This is a genomic window from Micromonospora sp. C31 (genome assembly GCF_018070575.1).
In the GTDB taxonomy this organism is placed as follows: Bacteria; Actinomycetota; Actinomycetes; order Mycobacteriales; family Micromonosporaceae; genus Micromonospora.
Map to the genome: position 1 here is coordinate 201251 of NZ_JAGPXN010000005.1, position 14994 is coordinate 216244.

Annotated in this window: 12 protein-coding genes; 7 read left to right on the forward strand and 5 right to left on the reverse strand. The window is 72.6% G+C overall.

Annotated elements, in window-relative coordinates; translation table 11 throughout:
- Positions 1-37 precede the first annotated feature (37 nt).
- Positions 38-1468 carry a Fe-S cluster assembly protein SufB gene (gene sufB, locus KBX06_RS09735; RefSeq protein WP_210834062.1) on the reverse strand — a complete coding sequence of 477 codons (1431 nt, stop codon included), beginning with the start codon at positions 1466-1468 and terminating at the stop codon, positions 38-40.
- Positions 1465-2226, reverse strand: coding sequence for an ArsR family transcriptional regulator (locus KBX06_RS09740; RefSeq protein WP_210834065.1), 762 nt, complete (start codon positions 2224-2226; stop codon positions 1465-1467). The genes sufB and KBX06_RS09740 overlap by 4 nt, the downstream gene beginning before the upstream one ends.
- Positions 2227-2324: 98 nt before the next feature.
- On the opposite strand from KBX06_RS09740, the gene KBX06_RS09745 reads away from it, so the two are divergent.
- On the forward strand, positions 2325-3296 hold the full coding sequence (locus KBX06_RS09745; RefSeq protein ID WP_210834067.1) for a heme A synthase: 972 nt from the start codon (positions 2325-2327) through the stop codon (positions 3294-3296).
- Positions 3297-3436: 140 nt separating this feature from the next.
- Here the strand turns inward: KBX06_RS09745 and KBX06_RS09750 are convergent, their stop codons facing one another.
- The 3 genes from KBX06_RS09750 to KBX06_RS09760 form a co-directional block, all read right to left on the reverse strand.
- Positions 3437-4357, reverse strand: a complete 921-nt coding sequence (locus KBX06_RS09750; RefSeq protein ID WP_210834069.1) for a RimK family alpha-L-glutamate ligase — start codon at positions 4355-4357, stop codon at positions 3437-3439.
- A 6-nt stretch (positions 4358-4363) separates the two neighbouring features.
- Entirely contained in the window at positions 4364-4696 is a 333-nt protein-coding gene (locus tag KBX06_RS09755) for a hypothetical protein (RefSeq protein ID WP_210834071.1), read from the reverse strand.
- A gap of 417 nt (positions 4697-5113) precedes the next feature.
- Positions 5114-6073 carry a heme o synthase gene (locus tag KBX06_RS09760; protein WP_210834073.1) on the reverse strand — a complete coding sequence of 320 codons (960 nt, stop codon included), beginning with the start codon at positions 6071-6073 and terminating at the stop codon, positions 5114-5116.
- Positions 6074-6338: 265 nt separating this feature from the next.
- On the opposite strand from KBX06_RS09760, the gene tkt reads away from it, so the two are divergent.
- The 6 genes from tkt to pgl all read left to right on the forward strand — a co-directional run bounded on the left by tkt (position 6339) and on the right by pgl (position 14965).
- A complete protein-coding gene (gene tkt, locus KBX06_RS09765) occupies positions 6339-8477 on the forward strand; it encodes a transketolase (protein WP_210834075.1) in 2139 nt (712 codons plus the stop codon).
- 16 nt (positions 8478-8493) lie between these two features.
- A complete protein-coding gene (gene tal / locus KBX06_RS09770; RefSeq protein WP_210834077.1) occupies positions 8494-9696 on the forward strand; it encodes a transaldolase in 1203 nt (400 codons plus the stop codon).
- 67 nt (positions 9697-9763) lie between these two features.
- Positions 9764-11413 carry a glucose-6-phosphate isomerase gene (locus KBX06_RS09775; RefSeq protein ID WP_210834079.1) on the forward strand — a complete coding sequence of 550 codons (1650 nt, stop codon included), beginning with the start codon at positions 9764-9766 and terminating at the stop codon, positions 11411-11413.
- 2 nt (positions 11414-11415) lie between these two features.
- Positions 11416-12966, forward strand: a complete 1551-nt coding sequence (zwf, locus tag KBX06_RS09780) for a glucose-6-phosphate dehydrogenase (protein WP_210834081.1) — start codon at positions 11416-11418, stop codon at positions 12964-12966.
- A 151-nt stretch (positions 12967-13117) separates the two neighbouring features.
- Entirely contained in the window at positions 13118-14134 is a 1017-nt protein-coding gene (locus KBX06_RS09785; protein ID WP_210834083.1) for a glucose-6-phosphate dehydrogenase assembly protein OpcA, read from the forward strand.
- Between the two features lie 60 nt (positions 14135-14194).
- The gene (gene pgl / locus KBX06_RS09790) at positions 14195-14965 is read left to right on the forward strand and encodes a 6-phosphogluconolactonase (protein WP_210834085.1); all 771 of its coding nucleotides are present in this window, start codon (positions 14195-14197) and stop codon (positions 14963-14965) included.
- The last annotated feature ends 29 nt before the right edge of the window (positions 14966-14994 follow it).

The following is a 14994-nucleotide window of genomic DNA, read 5'->3' on the forward strand; positions in this document are numbered from 1 at the left end:
TCGGCGTCCGCGCGGCCCCGCAGGGGCCGGGCCGGCGTCAGCCGACCGCGCCCTCCATCTGGAGCTCGATGAGGCGGTTGAGTTCCAGGGCGTACTCCATCGGGAGTTCCTTGGCGATGGGCTCGATGAAGCCGCGCACGATCATCGCCATCGCCTCGTCCTCGCTCAGGCCCCGGCTCATCAGGTAGAAGAGCTGGTCGTCACTGATCTTGGAGACGGTCGCCTCGTGCCCCATCGACACGTCGTCCTCGCGGATGTCGACGTACGGGTAGGTGTCCGAGCGGGAGATGGTGTCGACCAGCAGCGCGTCGCACTTGACCGTGCTCCGGCTGCTGTGCGAGCCCTCCAGCACCTGGACCAGGCCCCGGTACGACGTGCGGCCGCCGCCCCGGGCGATCGACTTGGAGATGATGGTGGAGGAGGTGTGCGGCGCGGCGTGCACCATCTTGGCGCCCGCGTCCTGGTGCTGCCCCTCGCCGGCCATGGCCACCGAGAGCACCTCGCCCTTGGCGTGCTCGCCGGTCATGTAGACCGCCGGGTACTTCATGGTGACCTTGGAGCCGATGTTGCCGTCGACCCACTCCATGGTCGCGCCCTCGTGGCACACGGCCCGCTTGGTGACCAGGTTGTAGACGTTGTTCGACCAGTTCTGGATGGTCGTGTAGCGGCACCGGGCGTTCTTCTTGACGATGATCTCCACGACGGCGCTGTGCAGCGAGTCGGAGGAGTACAGCGGCGCGGTGCAGCCCTCGACGTAGTGCACGTACGCGCCCTCGTCGACGATGATCAGCGTCCGCTCGAACTGGCCCATGTTCTCCGTGTTGATCCGGAAGTAGGCCTGCAACGGGATCTCCACGTGCACGCCCTTCGGCACGTAGATGAACGAGCCACCGGACCACACGGAGGTGTTCAGCGCGGCGAACTTGTTGTCGCCGACCGGGATCACCGTGCCGAAGTACTCCTTGAAGACGTCCTCGTGCTCGCGCAGCGCGGTGTCGGTGTCCAGGAAGAGGACACCCTGCTCCTCGAGGTCCTCACGGATCTTGTGGTAGACGACCTCGGACTCGTACTGCGCCGCGACGCCGGCGACCAGCCGCTGCTTCTCCGCCTCGGGGATGCCCAGCCGGTCGTAGGTGTTCTTGATGTCCTCGGGCAGGTCCTCCCAGCTGGTGGCCTGCTTCTCGGTGGACCGTACGAAGTACTTGATGTTGTCGAAGTCGATCCCGGTGAGGTCCGCGCCCCAGGCCGGCATCGGCTTGCGGCCGAACAGCCGCAGGCCCTTCAGCCGCAGGTCGAGCATCCAGGCCGGCTCGCTCTTCTTGGCCGAGATGTCCCGCACCACCGCCTCGCTGAGGCCACGCTGGGCGACCGCCCCGGCGACGTCCGGGTCGGCCCAGCCGTACTCGTAGCGGCCCAGGGCGGCGAGCTGCTCTTCCTGGGTCAGGGGCTGGACGATCTGCTCGGTCATCTATCTGTCCTCACAGTGGTGACGGTCTTACCGGAACGGGCACGCCCCGGCTGGGTGGGGATGTGCGTGGTGCACACCCCGTCGCCGTGGGCGATGGTGGCCAGGCGCTGCACGTGGGTGCCGACCAGGCGGGAGATGACCGCGGTCTCGGCCTCGCACAGCTGGGGGAACTCGGCGGCCACGTGCGCCACCGGGCAGTGGTGCTGGCAGAGCTGGCCGCCGGAGGCGATCGTGGACGCGTTCGCAGCGTAACCCTCGGCGGTCAGCGCTCCGGCGAGTGCCTCGGCCCGCGCGAGCGGGTCGTCGCCGGCGTCCTCCATGGCGGCCCGGCAGCGGGCCTCCAACGCGGCGACCTGGTCGGTGGCGAACGCCTCGACCGCCTCGGCGCCGCCGTTGCGGGAGATCCAGCGCAGCGCGGCGGTGGCCATGTTGTCGTAGTGGTGGGTGCCGCAGCGGACCCTGGCCGCATCGGTCAGCACGAACACCTTCGCCGGCCGGCCCCGGCCGCGGTGGCCGCGGACGGTCTGGTCGCGGGCGAGCACGTCGCCGTCGGCGAGCATCGCGTCGAGGTGCCGGCGGATCGCGGCCGGGCTGAGCCCGAGCGCCGAGCCGAGTTGCGCCGCGGTGGTCGCGCCGCGCTCCAGCAACAGCTGGGTGACCCGGTCGCGGGTGGAGAGGTCCGCGACGGACGCGGACTGGCCGGCGGCCGGGGTGGCGGCCGTCGGCCGGTCCCCGGAGAGCCCCGCCACGTATTTCACAACGCCAACGTTACGTAATTCGCCCGAGGCCCGCAAACCGGGGTCCCGGTGATCCGAACCACCGCACGGACGGAGTCACCCGATCGTGCTCCACTACGGTGCGTAGGATTTGCGCCGTGAAGCGATCCGTCCGGTTCCCGGTCTCCACCGCCCTGCTGCGCCGCCTGGCGTACGCGAACATCGTCGCGAACGTGGCGATCGTCGTCACCGGCGGGGCCGTCCGGCTCACCGCGTCCGGCCTCGGCTGCCCCACCTGGCCCAGGTGCACCGACGAGTCGTACACCACGACGCCGGAGATGGGCGTGCACGGGGTGATCGAGTTCGGCAACCGTCTGCTCACCTTCGTTCTGGTGCTGATCGCCGGCGCGACGCTGCTGGCGGCGCTGCTGCACCGTCCGCGCCGCCGCGGTGTGGTGCCGCTCGCAGTCGCCGTGGTGCTGGGCATCGTCGCCCAGGCGGTGATCGGCGGCATCACCGTGCGGATGCAGCTGCACCCCTCGATCGTGGGCATCCACTTCGTGGTCTCGATGCTGCTGCTGCTCGCCTCGTACGCCCTCTGGCGCCGGGTCGACGAGCCGGACGGCCCGGCGGTCCCCCTGGTGCCGGCGTCGATCCGGACGCTGGTCCGGATCACCGTGGCGGCGAGCGCGGCGGTGATCGTCGTCGGCGTGGCGGTGACCGGCAGCGGTCCGCACGCCGGTGACGCCGACGCGGTCCGCAACGGCCTGGACCCGGAGACGATCTCACAGGTCCACGCCGACCTGGTGTTCCTCCTGGTCGGCCTGAGCCTGGCCCTGTGGCTGGCCCTGCGCGCGGTGGGAGCGCCCGCCCGTTCGGTCCGCGCAGCCGGGGTGCTGCTCCTGGTGGAGTTGGCACAGGGTGTGGTCGGCTTCGTGCAGTACTTCACGGACCTCCCGGCCGTCCTGGTCGGCGCGCACATGTTGGGCTCCTGCCTGGTCTGGCTGGCCACCCTGGCGGTGCTGTGGTCGATCCGCGAGCGCCGCCCGGCTCCCACGCCGCCGACGGAGGCCGCCGCACGGCGCGAGACGGCCGCCCCGGTCCCGGCCTGACCCGACGGGGCACGCCCACGCCGGGACCGGCACGCCTTCGTCGCGCCGCCGTGTCGACGACACCTGGCTCGATCGGCCGGGCCGGAACGTGACCCGGCCGGGGCGGCAGGAGCAGGCCCGTGGGTGCGGCCGGCGGGTCGTCAGGCGGGAGCGCCCAGCCGGGCGAGGAGCCCGTCGGCCAGGCGGTCGGCGGCGCCCTCGGCGTGGCCGAGGAACAGCGACGGCTCGGTCAGCTCCAGCTCCACCAGGACCGGCGCCCCATCCGGGCCCGGGATCAGGTCCACGCGGGCGTAGAGCAGGCGTCCCGGCCCACCGGGCACCGCCGCGAGGACCAGACCGGCCACCGCCAGTTGCTCCGGGGTGGCCGTGCGGGCGGTGATCTCCTGGGTCCGGTACAGCCCGTCGGCGCCGAGGTCCGGGCCGGTCAGCATCGGGCCCTTGCGGATGGCGTGGCTGAACGTCGGACCGTCCGGTCCGGCCAGGTAGAGCAGCGCCGTCTCACCGGCCGTGTCGACCGCGTCGAGGTACGGCTGCACCATGACCAGCCGCCCCGCGTCCGACAGCCGCCGCACGTGCGCCACGGCGAGTTCCCGGTGTTCCGCGACGGCCGGGTCGTAGCGGCCGGTGTCCTGGCTGCCCGCGCTGACGGCCGGCTTGACGACGTACCCGCCGCCTGCGGCGGGCGGGCGCCAGTCCTGCCCGGGCGCGACCCAGGACGTCGGCACGGTCGGCACCCCCGCCGCGGACAGCTCGGCCAGGTATCGCTTGTCGGTGTTCCAGCGCACGACGTCGGCCGGGTTGGCCAGGGCGGGCACCCGCGACGCCCAGGCGACGAACTCGTCGCGGCGCAGCGCGTAGTCCCACGGCGAACGGAGCACCGCCAGGTCGTACGCGGCCCACTCGACGCTCGGGTCGGCCCAGTCCCGCACGTCGACGCTCACCCCGCGACGCGCCAACGGGTCGAGCAGCAGCCGGTCGTCGGGGCCCAGGTCGGGCAGGTCGGCACAGGTGACGAGAGCGACCCGGGGTCTCCCCCGGGTCGACTGGTGGTGGTCGGTCAATTTATGTCAACGGGCCATCGTGCGCCGGGCCATCGACCGCCAGAGGTCGTTGCTCGGACGCATCTGGTCCATCAGTTCACGCTCCCAGGCGTTCTCGACGGTGACTCCCGCCTTCGCGCAGGCCTGCCGCGCCACGACGGTGTCGTCGGCGAACTGGTCGCCCCACACCCCGTCCCCGCCCACGAGGACGATGCGCGCGCCACGCTTGCCGACGTACTCGATGACCGCCTTCGCCCCGCCGTGACCGGCGGCGAACGACTTGATGCCCGCGACCAGGCCCTGCGGGGCGTGCCCGGGGGTCTCCTCGGCCGTCAGCGTCGTATCGGAACCATCTGCCATGACGCGAAGCGTAAGCAGACTTCCACCCGGGCGGGCGAGAACCATGAAGCTTTTGTGATGCCGATTACCCGCAGGTTTACGGACAGGAGCAGGAGAAATGCCCCACAATGTGGCGACTTATCACGCCAAAACCCCGGCCCGAACCCGTCCGCCTCGGGGCATCCGAGCGGTTCCGGACCGATGCCGACCGTGCCACCGATGTGACGAGAAACCCGGACAAGGCATACCCGATGACGACTTTCCCGCACGCGTCCACGGCCGGACCGGTCGCCGCGGGCCCACCCGTCCGGCCGGCACCCCGGCGGATCAGCCGGACCGGAGCCCGCTCCGGCGTCGGCGCGGCTCGGCCCGCTCAGGTCCGGCGTCGGCGCGGCCTCCGGCCCGCTCAGTTCCGGCGTCGGCGCGGGCTCGGCCCGCTCAGATCAGGGCGTCGAGCGCGACGGCGGCGAAGACGATGGTCAGGTAGGTGGTCGACCAGTGGAACAGCCGCATCGGCTTGACGGCCTGCCCCCGCGCCACCCGCCGGGCGAGCTTGTGCGCCTCCACCACGAAGATGGCACCGACCACCACGGCGGGCACGCCGTAGATCAGGCTCATCCCCAGCGGCCACACGGCCAGCGAGGACGCCACGGTCAGCCAGGCGAAGCCGATGATCTCGCCGTTCACCCGCCGGGTCGAGGCCACCACCGGCAGCATCGGGATGCCGGCGCGGGCGTAGTCGTCCTTGTACTTCATCGCCAGCGGGTAGAAGTGCGGCATCTGCCAGAAGAAGACCACCGCGAACAGCGCCCACGCGGCCGGGGCGAGCGTCCCCGTCACCGCCGCCCAGCCGATCAGGACCGGCGCCGCCCCGCAGGCCCCGCCCCAGAACGTGTTCGCCGTCGTGGTGCGCTTGAGCCAGAGGGTGTAGACGACGTCGTAGTAGACGATCGCGGCCAGCGTGAGCCCGGCGGCCAGCAGGTTGGTGAACGCCGCCATCATCGCGACCGACACCGCCGCCAGCACCAACCCGAAGATCAGCGCGTTGCGCGGCGTCACGGTGTGCGTCGGCAGCGGGCGGCGCTTGGTGCGCCGCATCAGCTGGTCGATGTCCCGGTCGATGTAGCAGTTGATGACGCTGGCCGCGCCGGCGGCGAGCGAGCCGCCGACCAGCACCACGGCCACCAGCCAGAGCGACGGCATGCCGCCGTGCGCGAGCATCATCGCCGGCACCGTGGTGACGAGGAGCAGCTCCACGATCCGCGGCTTGGTCAGCGTCACGTAGGCCGCGACCACCGCGCGGACGTCCCGGCGGGCCGCCACCGACGTCTCGACCGTGGTCCGCACCGGCGGCTGCCCGGCAGGGTTGCTGACGGGGCGCTCGGTGATCATGCTCACGGATTGCCACCTTCCGGCGTCGGCAGGGGGAGGTCGGATCGGCCGGGCCCGGCTGGGGCCACACACCGCACCACAGACTACGCGTCGTCGTTTTCGCTGCCCGGGCGACCCGACGACGGTGCGGGCCGTCACACCGCGGGGGCGGTGGGCACAGCGGCGCCGACCAGTACAGACCGGCATGCAGAGATCCCTGGGCGGACGTTTAGGACCGCTCGATAGGGTCATCACTGAGGGTTCCGCCCATCTGCCGAGGAGCACAACCATCGTGGCTGCCAACCGACCTGAGCACCCCGCACTCAACTGGTCCGACCTCGACCGCCGGGCCGTCGACACCGTCCGCGTGCTGGCCATGGACGCCGTGGAGAAATCCGGCAACGGCCACCCGGGCACCGCGATGAGCCTCGCGCCCGCGGCGTACCTGCTCTTCAACCGGGTGATGCGGCACAACCCGGCCGACCCGAACTGGCCCGGCCGGGACCGCTTCGTGCTCTCCGCGGGCCACTCCAGCCTCACCCTCTACATCCAGCTCTTCCTCTCCGGCTACCCGCTGGCCCTGCAGGACCTGGAGGCGCTGCGGCAGTGGGGCTCGCTGACCCCGGGCCACCCCGAGCACGGGCACACCCCCGGTGTGGAGACCACCACCGGGCCGCTCGGGCAGGGCCTCGGCAACGCGGTCGGCATGGCGATGGCCGCCCGCCGCGAGCGCGGCCTGTTCGACCCGGAGGCGGAGCCGGGCCGGTCGGTCTTCGACCACGACATCTGGTGCGTCGTCTCCGACGGCGACATCGAGGAGGGCATCAGCCACGAGGCCAGCGCGCTCGCCGGGCACCAGCAGCTCGGCAACCTCACGGTGATCTACGACGACAACGAGATCTCCATCGAGGACGACACCCGCATCGCCAAGAGCGAGGACGTCGCGGCCCGCTACGAGGCGTACGGCTGGCACGTGCAGACCGTCGACTGGCGTGCCGGCGACGCCGACCAGGGCGACTACCACGAGGACGTCGAGGCGCTGCACCGGGCGCTGCTGGCGGCGAAGGCCGAGACCGACCGTCCCTCCTTCATCGCGCTGCGCACCATCATCGGCTGGCCCGCGCCGAACAAGAAGAACACCGGCAAGATCCACGGTTCGGCACTGGGCGCCGACGAGGTGGCCGCCACCAAGCAGCTCCTCGGCTTCGACCCGGCGCGGACCTTCGAGGTCGACGAGGAGATGCTCGGCCACGCCCGCACGGTGATGGAGCGCGGCGACCGGGCCCAGCAGGAGTGGACCACCGCGTTCGAGGGCTGGGCGAAGGCGAACCCGGAGCGCCACGCCCTGTACGACCGGATGGCCGGGCGGGTCCTGCCGAGCGGCTGGACGGAGGCGCTGCCGGAGTTCCCGGCCGACGCCAAGGGCATCGCCACCCGGGCCGCCTCCGGCAAGGTCCTGGAGGCGCTCGCCGGAGTGCTGCCGGAGCTGTGGGGCGGCTCGGCCGACCTGGCGGAGAGCAACAACACCACCATGAAGGGCGAGCCGTCGTTCGTCCCGGCCGTCCACGCGACCAAGGACTTCCCCGGCCACGAGTACGGCCGCACCCTGCACTTCGGCATCCGCGAGCACGCCATGGGCGCGATCCTCAACGGCATCGCGCTGCACGGCGGCACCCGCCCGTACGGCGGCACCTTCCTGGTCTTCAGCGACTACATGCGCCCGTCGGTGCGGCTCGCCGCCCTGATGAAGCTGCCGGTGGTCTACGTCTGGACGCACGACTCGATCGGCCTCGGCGAGGACGGCCCCACGCACCAGCCGGTGGAGCACCTGACCGCGCTGCGCGCCATCCCCGGCCTGGACGTGGTCCGGCCGGCCGACGCCAACGAGACGGCCTGGGCCTGGCGGCAGGCGCTGGAGCACACCGACCGGCCGACCGCGCTGGCGCTGAGCCGGCAGGCGTTGCCGACGTTCGACCGGTCGGCGCTGGCCGGCGCGGAGGGCGTGGCGAGGGGCGGCTACGTGCTGGCCGAGGCGTCCAACGGCAAGCCGCAGGTGATCATCATCGGCACCGGCTCCGAGGTGCAGCTCTGCCTGACCGCGCGCGAGCGGCTGGAGGCCGACGGCACTCCGACCCGGGTCGTCTCGATGCCCTGCCAGGAGTGGTTCTTCGAGCAGGACGAGGCGTACCGGGAGTCGGTGCTGCCGCGGGGGGTAAAGGCACGGGTGAGCGTGGAAGCGGGTATCGCCATGTCCTGGCACGGCATCGTCGGCGACTGCGGCGAGAGCGTCAGCCTGGAGCACTACGGCGCGAGCGCCCCGCACTCCGTGCTCTTCGAGCAGTTCGGCTTCACCCCCGACCGGATCGTGGCCGCCGCGCACGCGGCGCTGACCCGGGTGGGCGACATCACCGGTTTCACGACCGGCAACTGAGGGGAGCGTGGACGGTATGACGGACAGGCTTAGTGAACTCACCGCCGCAGGCGTGGCGGTCTGGCTCGACGACCTCTCCCGGGTACGGCTGTCCTCCGGCGGGCTGGACCAGCTGCGCCGGGAGAAGCACGTGGCCGGGGTGACCACCAACCCGACGATCTTCGCCAAGGCGCTGAGCGACGCCGACGAGTACGACTGGCAGCTGCGCGACCTCGCCTCCCGTGGGGTGCAGGTCGAGGAGGCCGTGCGCATGCTCACCACCTACGACGTGCGGTGGGCGTGCGACGTGATGCACCCGTCGTACGAGGGCAGCGCCGGGATCGACGGCCGGGTCTCCATCGAGGTGGACCCCCGGCTGGCCCACGAGACCGACAGGACCGTCGCCGAGGCCAAGGCGCTGTGGTGGCTGGTCGACCGGCCCAACCTCTACATCAAGATCCCGGCCACCGAGGCCGGCCTGCCGGCGATCACCGCCACCCTGGCGGAGGGGATCAGCGTCAACGTCACGCTGATCTTCGGGCTGGACCGCTACTCGCAGGTCATGGAGGCGTTCCTGGCCGGCCTGGAGCAGGCGAAGGCGAACGGGCACGACCTGTCCAAGATCGGCTCGGTCGCCTCGTTCTTCATCTCCCGGGTCGACAGCGAGGTCGACAAGCGATTGGACCGGATGGCCGGCGAGGCTTCCGACCCCGCAGGCAAAGAGCGCGCGCTGGGACTGAAGGGACGCGCCGCCGTCGCCAACGCCAAGCTGGCGTACGAGCGCTACGGCGAGGTGTTCTCCTCCGACCGGTGGCAGGCCCTCGCCGACGCCGGCGCGCACCCGCAGCGGCCGCTGTGGGCCTCCACCTCGACCAAGAACCCGGACTACCGGGACGTCATCTACGTCGAGGAGCTGGTCGCCCCCGGCACGGTCAACACCATGCCGGAGCCGGTCGTGCACGCGTACGCCGACCACGGCGAGACCCGCGGCGACACCATCACCGGCTCGTACGACGAGGCCCGCAAGGTCTTCGCGGACCTGGAGTCCGTCGGGGTCGACCTGGCCGACGTCATCGAGACCCTGGAGCGCGAGGGCGTGGAGAAGTTCGAGGCGAGCTGGCAGGAACTGCTCGACGGCGTCCGCAAGTCGCTGTCGGCCGCGAGCCGGGGCGCCGGGCACCCGGGCGACGCCGCGACGGAGAACGCGCAGGCCGCGCAGCAGGCGGGAGGAAACGCGTGAGCGGGCGGACCATCGGGCTCAGCAGCGCGGCGCCTCGTGGCGCCGCCGGGCGAAGCGAGGTGGCGGCGTGAGTGACCTGCTCGCCGGGGCGGTCGAGACGGCCGCCGGGCTCGCCGTCCACGGGGCCGACGCGGTCGACAGATCGGCCCCCGCCTCCACCCGCGACGCGCTGGTCGGCGCCGGCGTGCCGGGCAAGCTGGCCGCGAAGGACGCGACCCTCTGGGGTCCGGACGCCGAGGCCGAGGCGAAGATCCGCCTCGGCTGGGTGGACACCCACCTGCGCAGCCGGGAACTGCTCCCCCAGCTCGCCGAGCTGAAGGCGGAGCTGGCCGACCTGGACCACGTGGTGCTCGCCGGGATGGGCGGCTCGTCGCTGGCCCCCGAGGTCATCGCCCGCACCCTCGGCAGGCAGCTCACGGTGCTCGACACCACCGACCCGGGGCAGGTCCGGGCGGCGCTGGCCGACCGGCTGGAGCGCACCGTGGTCGTGGTGGCCAGCAAGTCCGGCTCGACGGTCGAGACCGACAGCCACCGCCGGGCCTACTGGCAGGCGTTCCTCGACGCGGGGATGACCGAGGCGGAGGCCGGCCGGCACTTCGTCGTCGTCACCGACCCCGGCTCGCCGTTGGAGGCCACCGCCGCCGAGATGGGCGCCTTCACCGTGCTCGCCGACCCGAACGTGGGCGGCCGTTACTCGGCGCTGACCGCGTTCGGGCTGGTTCCGTCGGCGCTGGCCGGCGTGGAGGTGGCCGAACTGCTCGACGAGGCCGACGCGCTGGCGCGGTCGCTGGGCGGGGACCGCGACAACCCGGGCCTGGCGCTCGGCGCGGCGCTCGGCGCGGCGGCCACCATGGGCCGGGACAAGGTCGCCCTGATCTCCGACGGCACCGGCATCGAGGGTCTCGGCGACTGGGCCGAGCAGCTGATCGCCGAGTCCACCGGCAAGGCCGGGGTCGGCATCCTGCCGGTCGTCGTGGAGTCGCCGCAGAGCCCCGGCGCCACCGGCGACGACGTGCTCACCGTGACCTACGGCGGCGCGCTGCCCGCCGGCGCGGTCCCCGGCGGCGGCGTCGACGCCCACGTGGCGGTCAACGGCCCGCTCGGCGCGCAGTTCCTGGTCTGGGAGTACGCCACCGCGATCGCCGGTGCGGTGCTCGGCATCGACCCGTTCGACCAGCCCAACGTCACCGAGAGCAAGGAGAACACCAACCGGATCCTCGCCTCGGGCCCGCCGGCGGAGACGCCGTCGTTCACCGAGGGCGCGATCGAGGTGTACGCGCCGCAGGGCGCCCCGGGCGACCTGGCCGGCGTGCTGCGGCAGCTGGCCGACGAGGCGGGCGACGACGGCTACCTCGCGGTGATGGCGTACCTCGACCGGTTCGCCGACGCCGACGCGGCCCGGCTGCGGCCGCTGCTCGCCGGTGCCACCGGACGGCCGGTCACCTTCGGTTGGGGCCCGCGGTTCCTGCACTCCACGGGCCAGTACCACAAGGGTGGTCCGCAGGTCGGCAGCTACCTGCAGCTCACCGGCGCGGTCGCCGACGACCTGCCGGTGCCCGGACGGCCGTACACCTTCGGGCAGTTGCAGGCGGCGCAGGCCGCCGGCGACCGGCAGGCCCTGGCCGAACGGAAGCGCCCGGTGGTCCGGCTGCACCTGACCGACCGGTCGGCGGGCGTCGCCCAGCTGCTCGATGCGGCCGGGGCGTCGCGGGCGTGACGATGAGGACCCTGGACGACGCGGAGCGAGGAGGCGGCGTGAACCCGCTGCGCGACCCGCAGGACCGCCGGCTGCCGAGGATCCCGGAGTCGTGCGCTCTGGTGATCTTCGGCGTCACCGGTGACCTGGCCCGGAAGAAGCTCCTACCGGCCGTGTACGACCTGGCGAACCGGGGGCTGCTGCCCCCGGGCTTCGCCGTGCTCGGCTTCGCCCGCCGGGACTGGGGCGACGGGGACTTCGAGTCGCTCGCCCACGAGGCCGCCAAGAAGCACGCCCGCACCCCCTGGCGGGAGGAGGTGTGGGCGCGTCTGGCGGGCAGCATCAAGTTCGTCGGCGGCTCGTTCGACGACGACGCCGCGTTCGACCACCTCGCCGAGATGCTCGACGAGCTGCGCCAGACGCACGGCATCCCCGGCAACGCCGCCTTCTACTTCTCCATCCCCCCGGCGGCCTTCCCCGTCGTCCTGAAGCAGTTGGCCCGCACCGGGATGGCCGACAACGCGAAGTCCGGCGGCTGGCGCCGGGTGGTGGTGGAGAAGCCCTTCGGGCACGACCTGCCCTCGGCGAAGGCGCTCAACGATCTGGTCGACGACGTCTTCACCCGCAAGGACGTCTTCCGCATCGACCACTACCTGGGCAAGGAGACCGTCCAGAACATCCTCGCCCTGCGGTTCGCCAACAACCTGTTCGAGCCGCTGTGGAACTCCAAGTACGTCGACTCGGTGCAGATCACCATGGCCGAGGACGTCGGCATCGGCACCCGTGCCGGCTTCTACGACTCGGCCGGCGCGGCCCGCGACGTGTTCCAGAACCACCTGCTGCAACTGCTGGCGCTGGTGGCGATGGAGGAGCCGACGAGCTTCGACGCCGATGAGATCCGCACGGAGAAACTCAAGGTGCTCCGGGCGATCACCCTGCCGAAGGACGTCGCCGAGGGCACGGTGCGCGGCCAGTACCTGCCCGGCTGGGTGGGCGGCGAACGTGCCGTCGGATACCTGGAGGAGGAGGGCGTGCCGCAGGGCTCCACCACGGAGACCTACGTGGCCGTCCGGCTCGGCATCCAGAACCGCCGCTGGGCGGAGGTGCCGTTCTACATCCGGGCCGGCAAGCGGCTGCCGCGCCGCGTCACCGAAGTCGCCATCATCTTCAAGAAGGCGCCCCACCTGCCGTTCAACGAGGCCGACATGGAGTCGCTGGGCAACAACCAGCTCGTGATCAGGGTACAGCCCGACGAGGGCGTCGTGCTCAAGTTCGGCTCCAAGGTGCCCGGTACCACCATGGAGGTCCGCGACATCGCGATGGACTTCCAGTACGGCGAGGCGTTCACCGAGGCCAGCCCCGAGGCGTACGAGCGGCTCGTGCTGGACGTGCTGATCGGCGACCGTACCCTCTTCCCGGACGCCGCCGAGGTCGAGCAGAGCTGGCACGTGGTGGACCCGCTGGAACACGCGTGGGCGGCGACGAAGCCGGAGCCGTACCGCGCCGGCGAGTGGGGCCCCCGGGCCGCCGACGAGATGCTCGCCCGCGAGGGCCGGGCCTGGCGGCGGGCGTGAGCGCGAGGAGTGAGCCGGTTCTGCGAGCCCCGCAGTCGCGAACGAAGGCACATGCCGTGAGCGCGAGGAGTGAGCCGGTTCTGCGAGCCCCGCAGTCGCGAACGAAGGCACATGCCGTGAGCAGGCGCAGCGAGCAAACCAGGAGGCTCCAGTGATCGGCCTGTGGGACACCACCGGGAACGAGGTGGTCAAGGCGCTGGCCGCCGAGCGGCGCAGCGCCGGCGGGGTGGCCAGCGGCATGGCGCTCACCCTGATCGTGGTGGTGGACGAGAAGCGGGTCCGCGAGGCGGAGGCGGCGGCGACGATAGCGGCCGCCGCCCACCCCTGCCGGCTGGTGGTGGTGGTCCGCGCCGACGTGCAGCGCGAGCGCAACCGGTTGGACGCGGAGATCGTCGTGGGCGGTCGGCTCGGTCCGTGCGAGGCGGTCGTCACCCGGATGTACGGGAGGCTGGCCCTGCACGCCGAGTCGGTGGTGATGCCGCTGCTGGTGCCGGACGTGCCGGTGGTGACGTGGTGGCACGGCGAGCCGCCGACCGAGATCGCCACGGACTTCCTCGGGGTGGTGGCCGACCGGCGGATCACCGACTGCGCGCAGGCCGCCGACCCGATCGAGGCGCTGTGCCAGCGGGCCCGGGACTACGCGCCCGGCGACACCGACCTGGCGTGGAGCCGGATCACCCCGTGGCGCACGCTCGTGGCGGGGGCGTTCGACACCACCCAGGCCCAGGTGACCGAGGCGACCGTGGTGGCTCCGCCGACCGACCCGACCGCCGCGCTGATGCAGGGCTGGCTGGCCGCGCGGCTCGGTGTCGAGCCGGTGTGGGAGCACACCGACGCGGCCCCCCGGATGCGGGAGGTGCAGCTGCGCTGCGCCAATGGCGACACGCTGACGTTGACCCGGGACGACAGCGTGGCGACGTTCCGCCGTACCGGCCAGGAGGACCGGCAGTTGCCGCTCGTCCGCCGGCCGCTCGGTGACGAGCTGGCCGAGGAGCTGCGCCGGCTCGACGCCGACCAGGTGTACGCGGAGGCGCTGGGCACGGCGGCCGGGCTGACCGGTCTCGACCAGCGCCCGCCGCAGCGGGTGCACGTCTGGAAGGACCCGGCCACGGCCCAGCGGGCCGAGGCGGGGGTCACCGCACACGTGGGAACGAGCGCCGAGCACTGAGCGCCCGGGGACACCACGGAAACCGGCCGCGCGGCGGCCGGAGAAACGAAGGCAGTTCAGATGAGTGAGGCGAGTGTCGCCGTCCACGCCGATGCCGACCTGCTGGCCCAGGCCGTGGCCGCCCGGTTGGTGGTCAAGCTGCTCGACGCGCAGGCCGAACGGGGCCAGGCGTCGGTGGTGCTGACCGGCGGGCGGATAGCCGCGGCGGTGCACCGGGCGGTGGCGGCGCTGCCGGCCCGGGACGCCGTGGACTGGTCCCGGGTGGACGTCTGGTGGGGCGATGAGCGGTTCCTGCCCGCCGGCGACCCCGAGCGCAACGAGACCCAGGCCCGCGCCACGCTGCTGGACGCGGTGCCGCTGGACCCGGCCCGGGTGCACCCCATGCCGGCCTCCGACGGCCCGGCCGGGGCAGACCCGGAGGAGGCGGCGGCCCGGTACGCCGAGGAGCTGGTCCGCGCGGCGCGTCCGGGGCACGCCGCGCTCCCCCACTTCGACGTGCTGATGCTGGGCGTCGGCGAGGACGGGCACGTCGCCTCGGTCTTCCCCGAACATCCGGTGCACCACGACAGCCGGCCGGTCAGCGCGGTGCGGGGCAGCCCGAAGCCCCCACCGGTGCGGACCACGCTGACCCTCCGGGCGATCAACACGGCCGAGGAGGTCTGGCTGGTCGCCAGCGGGGCCGACAAGGCACGGGCGGTCGGCATGGCGCTGGCCGGGGCGGGGCCGGTGCAACTGCCGGCTGCCGGCGTGCAGGGCACGGGGCGGACCCTCTGGCTGCTGGACCGGGCGGCGGCGGCCGACGTGCCGGCCCGCCTGCGCAGCCTGCGCTGACGCGCGTGTAAGGAAGGGCCCCTTGTTAA